General features: G+C 71.5%; 12 protein-coding genes and 1 pseudogene. 8 read left to right on the top strand and 5 right to left on the bottom strand.

The genetic code is table 11. The features are described 5' to 3' along the window. The first annotated feature begins 192 nt into the window (after positions 1 to 192). Genes D9R02_RS08590 through D9R02_RS08575 form a run of 4 tightly spaced genes read left to right on the top strand, consistent with a single transcriptional unit; the run spans position 193 to position 9,681 of the window. Positions 193 to 519, top strand: a complete 327-nt coding sequence (locus D9R02_RS08590; protein WP_019309925.1) for a 2Fe-2S iron-sulfur cluster-binding protein — start codon at positions 193 to 195, stop codon at positions 517 to 519. A gap of 51 nt (positions 520 to 570) precedes the next feature. Next, positions 571 to 3,534, top strand: a complete 2,964-nt coding sequence (locus tag D9R02_RS08585; protein WP_070636988.1) for an FAD-binding and (Fe-S)-binding domain-containing protein — start codon at positions 571 to 573, stop codon at positions 3,532 to 3,534. Beyond that, on the top strand, positions 3,531 to 4,319 hold the full coding sequence (locus tag D9R02_RS08580; protein ID WP_039101655.1) for a DUF4232 domain-containing protein: 789 nt from the start codon (positions 3,531 to 3,533) through the stop codon (positions 4,317 to 4,319). Before D9R02_RS08585 ends, D9R02_RS08580 begins: the two co-directional genes overlap by 4 nt. Continuing rightward, positions 4,309 to 9,681 (top strand): Lhr family ATP-dependent helicase, encoded by a 5,373-nt coding sequence (locus D9R02_RS08575; protein ID WP_121566744.1) that lies wholly within the window; start codon positions 4,309 to 4,311, stop codon positions 9,679 to 9,681. Before D9R02_RS08580 ends, D9R02_RS08575 begins: the two co-directional genes overlap by 11 nt. An 86-nt stretch (positions 9,682 to 9,767) precedes the next feature. Here D9R02_RS08575 and D9R02_RS08570 read toward each other — a convergent pair whose 3' ends face one another. The 3 genes from D9R02_RS08570 to D9R02_RS08560 all read right to left on the bottom strand — a co-directional run bounded on the left by D9R02_RS08570 (position 9,768) and on the right by D9R02_RS08560 (position 11,218). Next, entirely contained in the window at positions 9,768 to 10,556 is a 789-nt protein-coding gene (locus D9R02_RS08570) for an alpha/beta hydrolase (RefSeq protein WP_183085973.1), read from the bottom strand. 80 nt (positions 10,557 to 10,636) lie between these two features. Continuing rightward, positions 10,637 to 10,924, bottom strand: coding sequence for a hypothetical protein (locus D9R02_RS08565; protein ID WP_052239313.1), 288 nt, complete (start codon positions 10,922 to 10,924; stop codon positions 10,637 to 10,639). 60 nt (positions 10,925 to 10,984) lie between these two features. Continuing rightward, a complete protein-coding gene (locus D9R02_RS08560; protein WP_039101652.1) occupies positions 10,985 to 11,218 on the bottom strand; it encodes a hypothetical protein in 234 nt (77 codons plus the stop codon). A 129-nt stretch (positions 11,219 to 11,347) separates the two neighbouring features. On the opposite strand from D9R02_RS08560, the gene D9R02_RS08555 reads away from it, so the two are divergent. Beyond that, positions 11,348 to 12,355, top strand: a complete 1,008-nt coding sequence (locus tag D9R02_RS08555) for a DNA-formamidopyrimidine glycosylase family protein (protein ID WP_039101651.1) — start codon at positions 11,348 to 11,350, stop codon at positions 12,353 to 12,355. Positions 12,356 to 12,425: 70 nt separating this feature from the next. Here the strand turns inward: D9R02_RS08555 and D9R02_RS08550 are convergent, their stop codons facing one another. Together D9R02_RS08550 and D9R02_RS08545 are read right to left on the bottom strand one after the other, a co-directional pair. Then, positions 12,426 to 13,439, bottom strand: a complete 1,014-nt coding sequence (locus tag D9R02_RS08550; RefSeq protein WP_121566742.1) for a CAP domain-containing protein — start codon at positions 13,437 to 13,439, stop codon at positions 12,426 to 12,428. 221 nt (positions 13,440 to 13,660) lie between these two features. Next, positions 13,661 to 14,641, bottom strand: coding sequence for a pseudouridine synthase (locus D9R02_RS08545; RefSeq protein WP_121566741.1), 981 nt, complete (start codon positions 14,639 to 14,641; stop codon positions 13,661 to 13,663). Between the two features lie 74 nt (positions 14,642 to 14,715). On the opposite strand from D9R02_RS08545, the gene idi reads away from it, so the two are divergent. The 3 genes and pseudogenes from idi to D9R02_RS12180 form a co-directional block, all read left to right on the top strand. Then, entirely contained in the window at positions 14,716 to 15,258 is a 543-nt protein-coding gene (gene idi, locus D9R02_RS08540; RefSeq protein WP_121566740.1) for an isopentenyl-diphosphate Delta-isomerase, read from the top strand. Between the two features lie 84 nt (positions 15,259 to 15,342). Then, the gene (locus tag D9R02_RS08535; RefSeq protein ID WP_121566739.1) at positions 15,343 to 16,266 is read left to right on the top strand and encodes a GDSL-type esterase/lipase family protein; all 924 of its coding nucleotides are present in this window, start codon (positions 15,343 to 15,345) and stop codon (positions 16,264 to 16,266) included. Positions 16,267 to 16,290: 24 nt separating this feature from the next. After that, a pseudogene (locus D9R02_RS12180) lies at positions 16,291 to 16,508 on the top strand (hypothetical protein); the annotation flags it as partial.

The following is a 16,508-nucleotide window of genomic DNA, read 5'->3' as shown; positions in this document are numbered from 1 at the left end:
GTGCGATGCACCCCCCCGGCCGCGCCCCGAGCACCCCGGGCGGCACGGGTGGCACGGGCGGCACGGGACCCGCGTGCGGAAGCCGGCCAGGCGGCGTCGTGCGATGACGCGGGGTTTGACGGGCGCTCGTAGAATGGCGGCTGGTTCCCAGAACAATTCGGCCGGGGCGAGTGCCCCAGGAGGTCCAGGCGAGTGAGCAGCATCCAGATCAACGTGACCGACCGCGACGGTGTGCGCACCGAGGGTGTGGAGTGGAAGGACTTCGAGTCCCTCATGGAGTGCCTCACCCGCAACAAGTTCCCCATCCTGGCCACGTGCGGCGGCAACGCCTCGTGCTCCACGTGCCACTCGTACCTTGACCAGGAGACGTTCGTGAAGACGGGCGGCACCAACGAGGAGGAGGAAGACCTCCTGGAGATGCTGGACGACACCCGTCACGACAACTCCCGCCTGACCTGCCAGGTGGAGTGGTCCGAGGACCTGGACGGCGCGGAGATCGAGATCGCCCCGGAGTGGTGAGCGCCCACCGCTGAGACGAGCACGGCCACGCGCGGAGGAAGAGAGAGCAGCATGACGGTCCTGCGGGACGATCTGACCACGCGCGCGGCGTACGTCTCGGACGCCTCGATCTACCGCAGGCTCCCCGCCGCGGTGGCCGAGCCGAGCTCGGTCGCGGAGATCCGCGAGCTGCTCGCCACCGCGCGGGAGAACGGCTGGTCCGTGGTCCCCCGCGGCGGCGGCACGTCCGTGGCGGGCAACGCGATCGGCGAGGGCCTGGTGATCGACACCTCCCGCCACTTCCGCCGCATCCTGGAGATCGACCCGCAGGCCTGCACGGCGCGGATCGAGCCCGGGGTCATCTGCGACCAGCTGCGGGAGGCCGCCTCCGAGTTCGGCCTCACCTACGGCCCGGACCCCTCCACCCACTCGCGCTGCACGGTGGGCGGGATGGTGGCCAACAACGCGTGCGGCTCCCACTCGGTTGCGTGGGGCACGAGTGCGGAGAACCTGGTCTCGGTCACGGTCATGCTGGCCGACGGCCGCCTGGTCACCCTGGACGCGGGCGGCACCTCCGAGCCCGCCCTGACCTCGCAGCTGGAGCGGCTGCGCAACGACCACCTGGCCATGCTGCGCACCGAGCTGGGCCAGTTCCCGCGCCAGGTCTCCGGCTACGGGCTGCACTACCTGCTGGGCGAGAACGGCTTCGACACCGCCAAGGCCTTCGCGGGCACCGAGGGCACGTGCGGGATCATCACGGAGCTCACGGTCAAGCTCGTGGCCAAGCCCGCGCACACCGCGCTGGCGGTCCTCGGGTTCCAGGACGCGATCGACGCCGCGAGCGCCGCACCCGCGCTCCGGGTCTCCGGCGTCACCACCATCGAGGGCATGGGCTCGGACCTGCTGGCCGCCCTGCGCACCCGCCCCGGCCAGGAGCAGGCCGGTTCCGAGCTCCCGCGCGGGGGCGGCTGGCTGTACTGCGAGGTCGCCGGGGACACCCCCGAGCAGGCGTACGACGCCGCCCGGAGACTCCCCGCGCTGGTCGAGGAGACAGTGGTGGACTCGGTGGTGGTCGGCGACCCTGCGCAGGCCCGGGCCCTGTGGCACATCCGTGAGGCCGGAGCGGGCATCGTGACCCGCCTGCCGGACGGCGGCGAGGCGTGGCCCGGGTGGGAGGACTCCGCGGTGCCTCCGGCCCGGCTGGGCGAGTACCTGCGGGACCTCTACGCCCTGCTGGAGGAGATGGATCTGCGCGGCATCCCGTTCGGCCACTTCGGCGAAGGCTGCGTGCACATCCGCATCTCCTTCGACTTCAACTCCGAGCACGGGGTGGCGCGGTACCGGGAGTTCATCGAGCGGGCCGCCGAGCTGGTGCACCGCTACGGCGGCTCGGTCTCCGGCGAGCACGGGGACGGACGCGCCCGCTCCGAGCTGCTGAGCACGATCTACACGCCGGAGGCACTGGCGGCGTTCGGGCGCTTCAAGCGGATCTTCGACCCCGAGGGTGTGTTCAACTCCGGCGTGCTGGTGGATCCGGAGCCGCTGGACCGTGGCATCCGCCCCGGACCGGGTGCGCGCACGTTCGAGCTCACCCCGGTGCACGCCTTCTCCCACGACAACGGCTCGTTCGGCCAGGCCGTGAACCGCTGCGTGGGGGTGGGAGCGTGCCGCTCGGACTCCGGGGCCATGTGCCCCTCCTTCCACGCCACCGGGGACGAGGTGCACTCCACGCGAGGCCGCATGCGCTCACTCGCGGAGATGCTGCGCGGCGAGCACCTCACGGACGGCTGGAAGTCCAAGGAGACCTACGAGGCCCTGGACCTGTGCCTGTCCTGCAAGGCGTGCGCCACCGAGTGCCCCGTGAACGTGGACATGGCCACCTACAAGGCCGAGTTCCTGCACCACCACTTCCGGCAGGGCCTCCGCTCGTTCATCGGCCGGGACCGCCGGCCCATGGCGCACCTCACCATGGGGTGGATGCCGTGGCTCATGCGGATCGCGGCCCGCGTGCCCGGCTCCCTGCGCGCGGTCAACGTCCTGGAACGCATCCCGGCCGTAGAGGCACTCACCAAGAAGCTCGGCGGCATCGAACCGCGCCGCGACATGATCCGCTTCAACGACACCCCGTTCACCGCGTGGTTCCGCGCGCGCTCCCAGCACGCGGGCCACGTTGCCGGGAACGACGCCGCCGGTGCGGCTCCGCGCGGAGGCGGCCGTGCGGCGTCGTCGGTCCGCAGTGCCCAAGCGACTGGGATGGCGGGGGCCGATCCCGCCGGGCGCCCGTCCGTGGTGCTGTGGCCGGACACGTTCACCACCTACTCCGCGGACGGACCCGGCAAGGCCGCCGTGGAGGTCCTGGAGGCCATGGGCTACCGCGTGCTGATGCCCATGGGGGACGTGTGCTGCGGGCTCACGTGGCACTCCACGGGTCAGCTGGACATGACCCGGAAGGTGCTGCGGCAGACCCTGGACGTGATGGCACCGCTGCTGGAGGCCGGGTACCCGGTGATCGGGCTGGAGCCGTCCTGCACGGTGATGCTCCAGCACGAGATCACCGAGCTGCTGCCCGATGACCCCCGGGCCCACGTGGTGAAGGGCCTCACCCGGACCCTGGGCGAGTTCGCGGCGGCCCACCTGGAGGCCGGCGGGGACTGGCCGTTCGAGCCGCTGGAGACCCGGCAGGGTCCGAGCAGCGCGGTGTGCCAGGTGCACTGCCACGAGAAGGCCATGGGGGACTACTCCCCAGAGCTCACCGTGCTGGAGAAGCTGGGCGTGGACACCTCCGTGGTGGGCGGCGGGTGCTGCGGGCTGGCCGGGAACTGGGGCTTCGAGCCGGGGCACTACGAGATCTCGCGGACACTCGGCGAGCGCAACCTCTTCCCCGCGATCCGGGCCGCGGAACCCGGGGCGATCGTGCTGGCGGACGGTTTCTCGTGCCGCACGCAGATCGCCCAGGGCACGCAGGCCGACGCGGTGCACCTCGCAGAGGTGATGTGTGCCGCATTGCCGACGAAACGTAGGACACTGTCACCATGACGACCTCATCGCCCGACCCCCGGGGCACCCACAGGCACTCCCGTCCGCTGCTCGCCGCCACTGCCCTGACCGCCCTGCTGGCGCTGTCCGCGTGCGGTTCCTCCGGCGATGAGCCGTCCTCCGGCGACGCGAGCTCCGCGAGCTCGAGCACGTCGGCGAGCCCGTCCGCGTCCCCGAGCCCGACCACGTCCCCGAGCGCGACGAACGGTTCCGCATCGGCCACGCCGGCGCCGCCCACCGCCTCGACCGAGACCACCCAGGCCGAGGACGCCTCCAAGCCCCAGCCCACGGAGACCCGCATGGCGTCGGCTCCGGAGGTGGGCATGCCCACCGCGAGCCCCTTCGACAAGGAGAAGGCGGACCAGCAGGCCGCGGGTGCCGTGTGCAACGCGTCGAACCTCAGCGGCACCGCAGCCCCCTCCAACGGTGCGGCCGGGCACACCATCACGACCCTCACCCTGACCAACAAGGGCTCCGCGCCCTGCACCCTCAACGGCTACCCGGGGGTCTCCTTCGTGGACGCGGGCGGAGCCATCGTGGGCGCCCCCGCCTCCCGCACGGAGGCCCCCACGGCGCCGGTCACCCTGCAGCCGGGAGCGTCCACGAGCACCAGCGTGAGCATCACCAATCCCGGCGTGATCGGGCAGGTGTGCAACCCGCACGACGTCACGGGCCTGCGCATCTACCCGCCGGGCAGCCACGAGTCGCTCGTGGTCTCCTACCCGGGTCAGGCCTGTGGCAACCCCAAGGTCTCCCAGCTCCAGGTCAAGGGCTTTGGATCCTGACTCGGTCCTGAACCTCTTCTCCCCCGCGACCGCGCAGTGGTTCGACGCCGCCTTCCACGGGCCCACGGCGGCCCAGCGCGGCGCGTGGGAGGCCATCTCGGCGGGCCACCACGCTCTCGTGGTGGCCCCCACCGGTTCCGGCAAGACCCTCGCGGCGTTCCTGTGGTCCATCGACCGGCTGCTCGCGGCCAAGTCCCCCGCGGGTTCCCCTGACGGGAGCTCGCGGGGCGGCACCGCCGCCCCGGGCTCCTCCGGGGACGACGACGCCGCGGCCGCCCCTGCCGAGGACCGCACCTCGGTGCTCTACATCTCCCCGCTCAAGGCCCTGGGCGTGGACGTGGAGCGCACCCTGCGGGCGCCGCTGATCGGCATCACGCAGGCCGCGAAGGCCGCCGGGGGTGAGCCCCCGGAGATCTCCGTGGGGGTCCGCTCGGGTGACACCCCGCAGGCGATCCGCCGGGCGCTGCTGGCCCACCCGCCGGACATCCTCATCACCACCCCCGAGTCCCTGTACCTCATGCTCACGTCCAAGGCACGGGAGACCCTGCGCCACGTGAACACCGTGATCATCGACGAGGTGCACGCGGTGGCCGGGACCAAGCGCGGCGCGCACCTCGCGGTGAGCCTCGAACGCCTGGACGACCTGCTGGAGGAGCCGGCCCAGCGGATCGGGCTCTCCGCCACCGTGGAACCCGTGGACACCGTGGCCGGTTTCCTGGGCGGCTCGCAGCCCGTGGACGTGGTGCGCCCGCCGTCCGAGAAGGACTGGGACCTCACCGTCTCCGTTCCCATCCCGGACATGACGGTGCTGGGCGGTGCGGCGGCGTCGCCGTCATCGGACGGCTCCCCGACCCTGGACGGGGACCTGGGCGGGTCCGGGCAGGCCACGGCGTCCATCTGGCCGCACGTGGAGGAGCGGATCGTGGACCTCGTGGAGGCCCACCGCTCCACGATCGTGTTCGCGAACTCCCGCGGGCTCGCGGAGAAGCTCACCGCGCGGCTCAACGAGATCCACGAGTTCCGCATGGAGAACGCCGCGGAGCAGTCCCCGGTCGGCGAGCGCTCCGGGGACCCCGTGGCCGTGGGGGACGCGCTGAACCACCTCTTCGCGGAGAGCGCGCGGCGCGCGGCCGGGGAGGAGGGCGCCGGGCCCGAAGGTCCCAACGGTTTCGCGGTCGAGGGGGACGACACGCCGGGCACCCCCGGTGCACCCTCGGACGGTCCCGGCCGTCACGGGCGAGCCCCCGGCCACGCAGCGCCGTTCGGCGCCCCCGGGGACGGGACTGGCGCGCCCGACGGCCCGGGCGGCGTCGCCCGCCCTGCGACAGGCGACCGGGAGCCCGCCGCGATCCCCCGGCAGAGCAACCGGCACGAGGGGGCTTCCCCGGTGCTCGCGCGCGCCCACCACGGCTCGGTGTCCAAGGACCAGCGCAGCCTGATCGAGGAGGACCTCAAGACCGGGCGGCTGCGGTGCGTGGTGGCCACCTCGTCCCTGGAGCTGGGCATCGACATGGGCCACGTGGACCTGGTGGTCCAGATCGAGTCCCCGCCCTCGGCGGCCTCCGGCCTGCAGCGCGTGGGGCGTGCCGGGCACCAGGTGGGTGAGGTGTCGATCGGGCGGATCTACCCCAAGCACCGCGGGGACGTGCGGGACGCCGCGGTGATCGCGGAGCAGATGCTCGCCGGGAACCTGGAGCCGCTCTCGGTGCCCGCCAATCCCCTGGACATCCTGGCCCAGCAGACGGTCTCCGCGGTGGCCGCGGAGGACGTGGACGTGGAGGCCTGGTACGACACCGTGCGCCGCAGCGCCCCGTTCCGCTCCCTGCCGCGCTCCGCGTACGACGCCGTGCTGGACCTGCTTGCCGGGCGGTACCCCTCGGACGAGTTCGCGCAGCTGCGCCCGCGCCTGGTGTGGGACCGCGAGACGGGAACGCTGCAGGCCCGCCCCGGTGCGCTGCGCCTGGCGACCACGAGCGGCGGCACCATCCCGGACCGCGGTCTGTTCCCCGTGTTCCTGGTGGGCGAGCAGGACTCCAAGTCCCCCAAGCGCGTGGGCGAGCTGGACGAGGAGATGGTCTACGAGTCCCGCGTGGGGGACATCATCGCGCTGGGCGCCTCCAGCTGGCGGATCGAGGAGATCACCCACAACCGGGTGGTCGTGGCCCCGGCGCCGGGTGTTCCGGGCAAGCTGCCGTTCTGGCACGGGGACGGGCTGGGGCGGCCCGTGGAGCTGGGGCGCGCCGTCGGGCGCTTCACCCGCGAGCTGGCCGGTGCCGCGAACGCCGAGGCCCGCGAGCGCCTGGCGGTGTCCGGGCTGGACGAGTGGGCCCAGGACAACCTGCTGGCGTACCTCGCGGAGCAGCGCGAGGCCACGGAGCACGTGCCGGACGACCGCACGCTCATGGTCGAGCGCTTCCGGGACGAGCTCGGGGACTGGCGCGTGGTGCTGCACAGCCCGTTCGGCACGCCCGTGCACGGTCCGTGGGCGCTGGCCGTCCGCGCGCGGCTGGACGAGCGCTGGGGGCTGGATGCTAGCGCTCAGGCCGCGGACGACGGCATCGTGCTGCGCGTGCCCGCCACGGACGAGGAGCCACCCGGGGCGGAGCTGTTCCTCTTCGAGCCGGAGGAGCTGGAGCAGATCGTCACCGAGGAGGTGGGCGGTTCCGCGCTGTTCGCGTCCCGGTTCCGGGAGAACGCCGCGCGCGCCCTGCTGCTGCCGCGCGCCGATCCCGGCAAGCGCACGCCCCTGTGGCAGCAGCGCCAGCGTTCGGCCCAGCTGCTGGACGTGGCCCGGAAGTACCCGCAGTTCCCCATCATTCTGGAGACGGTGCGCGAGTGCCTCCAGGACGTGTACGACGTCCCCGCCCTGCTCCAGCTGCAGCGGGACCTGGCCGGGCGGAAGCTGCGGGTGGTGGAGACCACCACGGACTCCCCCTCGCCCTTCGCTCGCACCCTGCTGTTCGGGTACGTGGCGCAGTTCCTATACGAGGGCGACTCCCCGCTGGCCGAGCGCAAGGCCGCCGCTCTGTCCCTGGACCCCGCCCTGCTCAACGAGCTGCTGGGCCGTGCCGAGCTACGCGAGCTGCTGGACCCCGAGGTCATCGAGACCACCGTCCTGCAGCTGCAGCGCCTGGCCCCGGACCGCCGCCTGCGCGGGGTAGAGGGCGCGGCGGACCTGCTGCGCCTGCTCGGACCCATGACCGCCGACGACGCCGCCCTGCGCCTTCGCGGGGACGGTTCCGTTCCGGCGGGGTCGCCGGCTGTGGGGTCCGCTTCCGCTGGGAGCAACGGCCCCGGGGCGGGGGCCGCGGAGCCAGACGCCCCGGCCGCCGACGCTGAGGCTTCGGGCGCCGCGTCGTCCGCGGTACCGGAGGCCGCGAGCACCGCCGTGTCCGCCCTGATCGGGGACGAGGGCGGCCCGGGTGACGCGGCGGCGTCGGGCGGTCCTGACGACGAGGAGACGGAGCGGGCCGAGGACCCCGCGTACCGGGCGATCTCCCCCGATGCCGCGCGCGAGCTGCTGGACACCCTCGTGGACACCAACCGCGCGATCGTGCTGCGCGTGGGTGGGCGCGAGGTGTACTGCGCGGTGGAGGACGCAGCCCGGATGCGGGACGCCCTCGGTCAGCCCCTGCCCATGGGGGTGCCGCTCGCGTTCCTGGAACCGGTGGCGGATCCCGTGGGGGACCTCGTTTCCCGGTACGCCCGAACGCACGGGCCGTTCAGCGTGGCCGAGGCCGCACAGGCCCTGAGCCTGGGCCCCGCCGTGGTGGAGTCCGCGCTGCGGTCCCTGGGCAAGCAGCGGCGCGTGAGCGAGGGGGCGTTCCGGCCGAGCGGTGACCCGGCGGCGTCGGACTCGGAGTGGTGCGACATCGAGGTGCTGCGGACCCTGCGGCGTCGTTCGCTGGCGGCACTGCGCGCGGACGTGGAGCCGGTGGACCCGCAGGCGTACGCCACGTTCCTGCCCGCGTGGCAGCACGCGGTGAAGGGGCACCAGCTGCGGGGGCTGGACGGGGTGCTGACCGTGATCGACCAGCTCGCCGGGGTGCCGATCCCGGCGTCCGCGTGGGAGCCGCTCGTGCTGGCGCAGCGCGTGGTGGACTACCGGCCCGCCATGCTGGACGAGCTCATGGCCACGGGTGAAGTCGTCTTCTCCGGCGCCGGGTCCCTGGGTGGTGAGGACGGCTGGGTGGCGTTCCACCTGGCCGAGTCCGCGGAACTCTCCCTGCCGCCCGTCGCCCAGCTGGACGCCACAGCGGATGCCCTGGACTCCACGCTCGAACGGGAGCTGCTCACGGTCCTGCAGGGCGGTGGCGCGTACTTCGCGTGGCAGCTGATCCAGCCCCTCGCGGCCGCGGGCGTGAGCGTGGACATGGCCCAGCTGCGCACCGCCCTGTGGAACCTGCTGTGGGCGGGGCTGATCACCAACGACACGTACGCCCCGGTTCGCGCGCTGATCTCCGGCGGGCACTCCGCGCACAAGACGCCCAAGCGGCCGGGGCGTTCCCGCTCCGCGGGGCGCCGGGGTGCGGCGCGGCTGCGCGCCGTGGGGCGCGGTCCGGCTGGCTTCGACCCCGCGGGTTCCTCCGACGACGCCGCTCCGTCCGGCACGCGCGTGGTGCGCGCCTCCGGGGGTGGCGAGGAGCGCACGACGGCGGGCCGGTGGTCCGTGCTGCGCCCCGAGCCTCTGAACCCCACCGTGCGCGCGCAGGCCCAGGCGGAGCTGCTGCTGGACCGCTACGGGATCCTCACGCGCGGGCCCGTGGCGGTGGAGGACGTGCCGGGCGGTTTCTCAACCGTCTACAAGGTGCTGCGCGCTCTGGAGGACGCGGGGCGGGCGCGGCGCGGCTACTTCATCGAGGGCCTCGGGGCCGCCCAGTTCACGCAACCGGCAACGGTTGACGTGCTGCGCAGCTTCACGGACGACGACGCCGCCCGCAAGGCCGAGCCCCAGGTCCTCGCCCTTGCGGCCACGGACCCCGCGAACCCGTACGGCGCGGCGCTGGACTGGCCGGAGGCGGTAGTGCTGGAGTCCAGCACGAAGCACCGGCCGGGGCGCAAGGCCGGTGCCGTGGTGGTACTCGTGGACGGCGCGCTGACCCTGTACCTGGAGCGCGGTGGGAAGACGGCGCTGGCGTTCGTCTCGGACCCCGCGCTGCTGCACCTCGCGGCGGAGGCGGTGGCCGGCCTGGTGCAGCGCAAAGCCGTGGACTCGCTCGTGGTGGAGAAGGTCAACGGGGACTCGGTGCTCTCCTCGGAGGAGCTGGTCACCGCGGTCCGGGACGGGCTGCTCGCGGGCGGTTTCTACCAGACCCCGAAGGGTGTGCGGATGCGGGCGCCGGTGGGTGGGGGCAGAGGGTGACGGCCCGGGGCTGTTTCCACGGGGCACCTTGCGGAGGCGCGGCAACCTCGGTGGAGGTTCGCCCTGTTCTGTGCGGGAGTGCGTGATCAGGACACGGCAAGATGCCTGCGGATGAAAGCGTCAGCCCGCCTGATCACGAGGTCCGCGCTGTCAGGGTCACTCATGAAACCGTGACCGCGCCCGTTCACGATATTCAGTTCGCAGTCCCATCCGCGGCTCGCGCAGATAGTTGCCAGTAGACGCGCCTCTGGAACCAGAGAGTCCTCGCTTCCGACAGCAAGAAAAATGGGTGGCGGCGATTTCTCCGGTCGGTGGAACTCCGGGGCTTCCTGCAGCGGCAGCGGCCGTGACCAGAGGGTGAAAGCCCGGTGCAACAGTTCCCAGTCCGGGCCCTGGGGAGCCTGACGGTCGAAGGACTGCAGAGTGAGGTCAAGATTCGGGTTGGTGAGTATCAAAGCCCGAACCGTGGCTCCGATCCGATCCCCTGCAGCGACGCTCACGGCACCCCCGGCCGAATCTCCACAGAGAATGACGCCCGTGGTCCCTGCCTGGCCCCGAATGCAGCTCTCGAGATCGTCGACTGCATCGAAGAACGAGTTCTCGGGCGCGAGGCGGTAGTCCACGGCAACGACTCGGCGGCGCAAGACTGTTGCGAGACGACGACAGTAGGCGTCCTGGAGGTCGAGATCACCGAACACCCCGTATCCACCGTGTGAGAAGTAGACGATGGCATCGGTCATCTTCTCGTGCGGGGTGTAGGACCGCGTCGCGATGCCGCCCACGTGCTCATCGCGGATCATGCCGTCAAATAGTGACCGTGGCCGCGCGGCTGCTCGCCGCCGGGCTGACTGCCTCAGCGCTTCAATATCGATCATCTCGTCACCATAGGCGGGACCGTACATGCACAGGCGGAGGTAGGCCTACGTGTGGACCATGGACCCCGCTTGCTCCTGCGTCACTCGTTTCCCTTGCGCTTGTAGTAGCTGTCCCGGGCCTTCTGACCGGCCTGCCGTTTGAGGTCTTGCACGTCGTCGTCGAACGTCTCGTGCGTCATTTGCTTGGTCCGACGCCATTTCTCATCGAACTCGGCCTGGGTGTCACCGGGCAGCCAGGACTTCGACAGGATCACCTCGCCCGCCGTGGCCACGGCGTACGCGGCGCCCAGCGCCACACCGCCCCGCAGACCACCCAGGAGGAGGATCACCGGAACCTTGAGGGCACCCATCATCAGGTGCCCGGACACCGGCCGCCCACAGGGGAGGCGGGGACCAGCTCTCGGGATTTCGCGCGGTCTCAGCAGTCCTCATGCGCCGTTATCGTGGCCGACGGCGGGTGCTTTGCGACTGCGGATGAAGGTCACGCTTGAGCCAAGACCCGCCACTGCGAAGACCAGGAAACCGATCACCCGCAGGTAGAACGTGCTGTCCGTGGCCGCGAAGTATGCGACCACGAGACCGGCGAGCGCCACGAGCCCCAGGCCCACGGCCAGCGCGCGGGTCTTCTCCCGCCCCAGTGCAGTGCTCTTCCGAGTAGACATTCGACTCTCCTCACGTGGGGGTGAACCATCCACGACACCACGGTTCGCCACCGTCCACAATGGCCATTCGGCCACTCGCGAGCAGTCACGGCATACGCTGAACACCCCACCGCGAACCGAGGAGGCCCCGTGCCCGAAGGTGATTCCGTCTACCGCCAGTGCAAGATGCTGCGCGAGGCACTGGAGGGTGCCGTGATCGAGAGCTCGGACTTCCGTGTGCCCGCCCTCGCCACCTCGGACGTCGCCGGGCGCACCGTGGTGGCGGTGGTGCCGCGCGGAAAGCACATCCTCATCCGGCTCTCGGCCGCCCCGGACGCGGCGGATCTGAAGTCCGGCGCCGAGCCCCTCACCCTGCACTCGCACCTCATGATGGACGGCACCTGGCGGGTCTTCGACCGGCAGCAGGACGACGCCGCCGCGCGCCCCGGCCGGCGACGGAGCCGACCCGGGGCGAGCCCCTACCGCCCGCGCGGACAGGCCCGCCGAGGCGGCAGCGTACGTTCCGCCGCCGAGGCGCGCACCCGCATCAGCGCGGACGTGGCCATCGGGCAGGGCTCGCACACCATCCGCGCGATCCTGCGCACCAAGGACGTGGAGGCCGTGGGCTTCGACGTCAAGGACGTGCGCCTGGTGCCCACCCGGCTGGAGGAGCCGGAGCTCGTGGGCTACCTGGGCCCGGACATCCTCGGCCCGGACTGGGATCTGGAGAAGGCGCTGGAACGGTTGAGCGCCCAGCCGGACCGCGCGATCGGCACCGCCCTGATGGACCAGCGCAACCTCGCGGGGATCGGCAACGTGTACCGCGTGGAGACCCTGTTCATGACGCGCACCAACCCGTGGGCCCGCGTGGACTCCCTGCCGGAGGGCAAGCTGCGCGAGATCGTCACGCTCGCCCACAAGCTGCTGCACCTGAACAAGGACCGCTCCATGCGCTCCACCGTGGGCCAGGCGCCGCAGGGCCGCCCCCTGTTCTGGGCGTACGGCAAGGACGGTCAGCCGTGCCGCCGCTGCGGGACGCAGCTCAAGCGCGGGGAGATCGACGACGCCCTGCTCACCGTGGACCCCACCCCCTCACGCACCGCGGTGCAGCACCTGCGCACCATCGCGTGGTGCCCCCGCTGCCAGGCCGCGACCTGACACACCGCCGCCCCGCGGACCCGTGCCGAGGCAGGGAGTCCGCGGGGCGGCGTCGTCGTGGAGAGACGGGTCAGCGCGCGATCCAGGTGCGGCCGGTGGTGCGGGACCAGTGCACGGTGTAGCCGTTGGAGAAGCGCTGGCGCACCTCGGAGCCGGAGCGGTACTCGTCCGTGACGGGATAGCCCAGGCCGCGCTCGTAGCCGCGGGCCTTCCAGGTCTTGCCGATCGCGCCCGTCTCCTTCACGGCGTGCGCGCCGCTGCGGGGGGACCACAGGATCTTCCACTGTGCGCCGTTGGGGGCGCGGAAGCTCTGGTACACGCCCCCGCCGGGAAGTCCGCCGCGCTCGGGCGTCACCGGGGTGCCGATCACAGCCGCACCGCCCAGGGCGTTGTACCGGGCGCGGATGCCGCCCGTGACGGGGTAGTTGGCGGCGGCCGCGCCCGTGGACGGCTTGGACTGCGGCGCCACCGGGCCACCCGTCACGCTGGTGCGGGTGTCGGCGGGTGCCCGGCCGGCGGGGTAGCCGTACGAGGCCACGGTGCCGACCAGCCGCCAGCCCTGCCCCGTCCGACCCAGGCTGCCGTCCACGTAGGTGAGCCCGATGCCCACCACCTCCATGCGAGGATCCGTGAGCACCTTGTTGTGCGCGGGCGAGCCCTTCCACCAGGTGGTGAGCTCCGTGACGTTGTTCTGCCAGGACAGCGCGTGGATCTCCCCCGCGGCGTCGTAGCCGGCGGCCCGGGAGTCGGTGAGGAACGTGTTGGTGTGGCTGATGACTTCCTGGTTCACCAGCCGGTTGGACTGGCCCTGGGCGATCCCGGACAGGGACGGCGAGTACTTCACGGGCTTGAGACCGCGGGCGGCCCGGTGGCTGTTGATCTGCCCGAGCATCTTCTGGGCGTCCGCGTTCCGGGTGTCGGAGGACACGGAGACGATGTCCGAGGAGGAGGCGTTGGCCGCGGGTGCGGTGAATAGGCCGCCGGCGAGGACCACGGCGGTCGCCGCGGTGGATGCCGTGAGCGCCGTGACGGCACGCTGGAAGGAGCTCTGCCCGGTGCGGACAGCGAGGTGGCGAGGAGGCATGTGGCGTCGTTTCGTCTTCGGGCGCGCAGGGATCCCGCCGCGGGGTGCGGCGGGGCGGTGCACGCTGCGGGGACAGCTCGCGTCGGCAGGCGCCGACTGGTGCCGCTCATGCCCCGTGAGTGGCATGTCCGGCGTGGGCCCGGAAACGGAGGGAAGACCCGCGGGCCACGGTACCCCGGCGGGGCATGCTCGGGTGCGACCCGTCACATGTTACGCAATCGTTACGTGACGGCCCCGGCCGAGGCTCCGGTCGCGGCCGCGTGGCTGCTCGGTGTCAGACGCGAGTCGATCCGCACGTCACGTCCAGTGCGGGGATGGGCGAACTCGACGGAGCGGGCGATCAGCTGCAGCGGGTTCTCCGGATCCTCCACGTCGAAGTCCTCGCGCGGCTCGGGGTAGAGCCTGTCCCCGCGCAGCGGCAGCCCGAGCGACGTCATGTGCACGCGGATCTGGTGGGTGCGCCCGGTCAGCGGGGCGATCTCGTACAGCCCCCACGTGCCATTCGCGTCCGTGAACGTCTCCACGCGCCGCACGTCCGTGACGGCATTGACCTCCCCGGGTTCCTCAAACGCCTGCACCACGCCTTGGATCTTGCGGATCCGGGACTCCACGCGCACGGGCTCTTCCCCCACACGGTCGTTCACCCCCGCCACGGCCCAGTACGTCTTGCGCACCGTGCGCTCCTGGAAAAGCCTGTGGAACGCACCGCGGTCCTCGGCGTGCCTGCACAGCAGCAGCCCCCCGCCGGTGAAGCGGTCCAGGCGGTGCAGCGCGGAGATCTCGTCGTTGCCGAACTGGCACCGCGCGGCCACCACCACCGAGCGCCGTACGTTCTCCCCCTTGGGTGTGCTGCACAGCCCGTGGGGCTTGTCCACGGCCACGATCCACTCGTCCTCGTGGAGCACGTCCAGCATCACGGGCGGGGCGTCCTCGTCCGGCACCGGGCGGTGGAACCACACGGACACCCCGGGTTCGTAGGGCGTTTCCGGGGTCACGACGACGCCGCCGTCCCCGAGCACGCGACCGGCGGCCACCTGCTCGGCGAACCAGGCGGCGTCGTCGGGAAAACGGTCCCGGACGTAGGCCACCGCGGTGGCGGGCAGACCGGGGAGAGAGTCGAGAACGGGGTCCGGGGCGCCCGGGCCGGGCATCCGCACCCGGGTGGGGCCCACCCCGCGAACGGTGGGCAGCGGAGGGGTCACGCGGCGCCTCACTGCGTGTCCGACCCGGCCGATACCATGGCGAGGAACCTAACACACCACCGTGAGGCGGGACCGTGAGCGAGAACAGCACCCCGGAGCGCGTCGTGCTCCTGGACGAGCAGCACCAGCCGGCCGGGACCGCCCTGAAGTCCGAGGTCCACACCGAGGCCACCCCCTTGCACCTGGCGTTCTCGTGCCACGTGCTCAACCCGGACGGTCAGGTGCTCGTGACCCGCCGCGCGCTGAGCAAGCGCACGTGGCCCGGCGTGTGGTCCAACAGCTTCTGCGGGCACCCGGGACCGGACGAGTCCTTCGAGGACGCGATCGCCCGCCGCGCCCGCCAGGAGCTGGGGCTGGAGATCCGCAACCTCACCGTGGTGGTCCCCGAGTTCCAGTACCGCGCCACGGACGCCACCGGCGTGGTGGAGAACGAGTTCTGCCCCGTGTTCGTGGCCGTCACGGACACCGACCCGCGGCCCGCGGAGTCGGAGGTGGCCGAGTACGCCTGGACCGCGCCGCAGGACCTGATCGCGGCGGTGGAGTCCGCGCCGTACGCGTTCAGCCCGTGGCTCGGGAACCAGGTGCGGGAACCGGCGCTGCGGGAGGCGCTGGGCTGATAAGGGCGCGCCTCTCCTCTACACGCCCCCGCGAAGGGAGACGAGAAAGCGCCGTCATTGCCTTGCCTTATCTATGCTTCGCCTATGACAGCTCGCGATGCTCCTGATCTGCTTTTCTCGTTCGGCACGCTCTTGGATGACCCCGTACAACAGGCCGTATTCGGCGCATCCGTCCCCTCCCGCCGGGCCACGCTTGCCGGGCACGACGTCGTCGACGTGGTGATCACCGACCCGCATGTGATCGAGGTGAGCGGGTCCGCCGTTCACAAGGGATTGCGGCGCCGCGCGGACGCGGCAGTGGGCGGTGGCGTCCTTAAACTGTCTGCCGAGCAGCTCGCCCAAGCAGATGCCTACGAGGTGGATGCCTATGTAAGAAGACGGGTGCGCTTGCGGGATGGAGACGCCGCCTGGGCGTACGTCGCCGCAAACCCGCTCAAAGCAGCTGAGCGGATCGCCGTGATCGGGGACAGTATCGCCTATGGACGGACCGACCTGGCCGGAGGCTGGGCGGCGCTATTGGCTCAAAGTCACATTGGCGCGGACGAGGCAAACCATCGGGTGTTCCAGCTCGCCATCCCCGGTGCCACTTTGGCGGATACGTTTCGCCGGGCACTTGACGAAGTCGACCGACGGCACGCCGACACTGTCTTGGTGCATGCAGGCATCAATGACCTCGCGGATGCCAATGTCGGTCGGCGTTCCCCTGATGACCTGGTGGAAATCATGGGCGTCTTGTGCACCCACATCGAGGATCGAGGCGCGCGGCCTGTGGTCCTTGGGCCCATCTGGACGGACGAGCAACGGGCGGCGCGTGAATTCGGACTTCATCTCGAACCTGGCGCTCTGCGAAATTACCGGGACGAGCTTATGAAGTTCGGCGAGACCACCAATCGTGATGTCCTAGATCTATGGCCCGCCCTGGAAAACCGGCCGGATCTGATCTCAGACGGGGTGCATCCCACTCCGGAAGGGCACGCAGCCCTGTTCGTAGCGCTCTGTAAAAAATAAACCGCCTAAAGCCTAACCCCCGCCATGCGCGAGACCAATCAACTGCTGCCGCGCCAACGTAGGGATAATGTCTCTGACACATCCCGCTATGCGAAACACTTTCCCAATTTCCAGGCCAGCATGAAGCGTCAGGCCATCGAGAAGATCCACACGTGGGGCTCAGCCGCGCTCAAGCGGGTTCTGGGGCCCCACCGCACCCCGGCCCCGTTAGGCTTCTGCCACACCCCGCCACGTCCCGCAGG

The sequence above is a fragment of the Kocuria rhizophila genome (assembly GCF_003667225.1).
Taxonomy (GTDB): Bacteria; Actinomycetota; Actinomycetes; order Actinomycetales; family Micrococcaceae; genus Kocuria; species Kocuria rhizophila.
The sequence above is the reverse complement of the archived record's forward strand: the minus strand, read 5'-3'. Positions and strand labels throughout refer to the sequence as shown.

Excerpts from the sequence above, each read along its gene's own strand:
- D9R02_RS08585 (WP_070636988.1), top strand. The coding sequence starts at position 571 with ATGACGGTCCTGCGGGACGATCTGACCACGCGCGCGGCGTACGTCTCG.
- D9R02_RS08580 (WP_039101655.1), top strand. The coding sequence starts at position 3,531 with ATGACGACCTCATCGCCCGACCCCCGGGGCACCCACAGGCACTCCCGT.
- D9R02_RS08570 (WP_183085973.1), bottom strand. The coding sequence starts at position 10,556 with ATGATCGATATTGAAGCGCTGAGGCAGTCAGCCCGGCGGCGAGCAGCC.
- D9R02_RS08560 (WP_039101652.1), bottom strand. The coding sequence starts at position 11,218 with ATGTCTACTCGGAAGAGCACTGCACTGGGGCGGGAGAAGACCCGCGCG.
- D9R02_RS08550 (WP_121566742.1), bottom strand. The coding sequence starts at position 13,439 with ATGCCTCCTCGCCACCTCGCTGTCCGCACCGGGCAGAGCTCCTTCCAG.
- D9R02_RS08535 (WP_121566739.1), top strand. The coding sequence starts at position 15,343 with ATGACAGCTCGCGATGCTCCTGATCTGCTTTTCTCGTTCGGCACGCTC.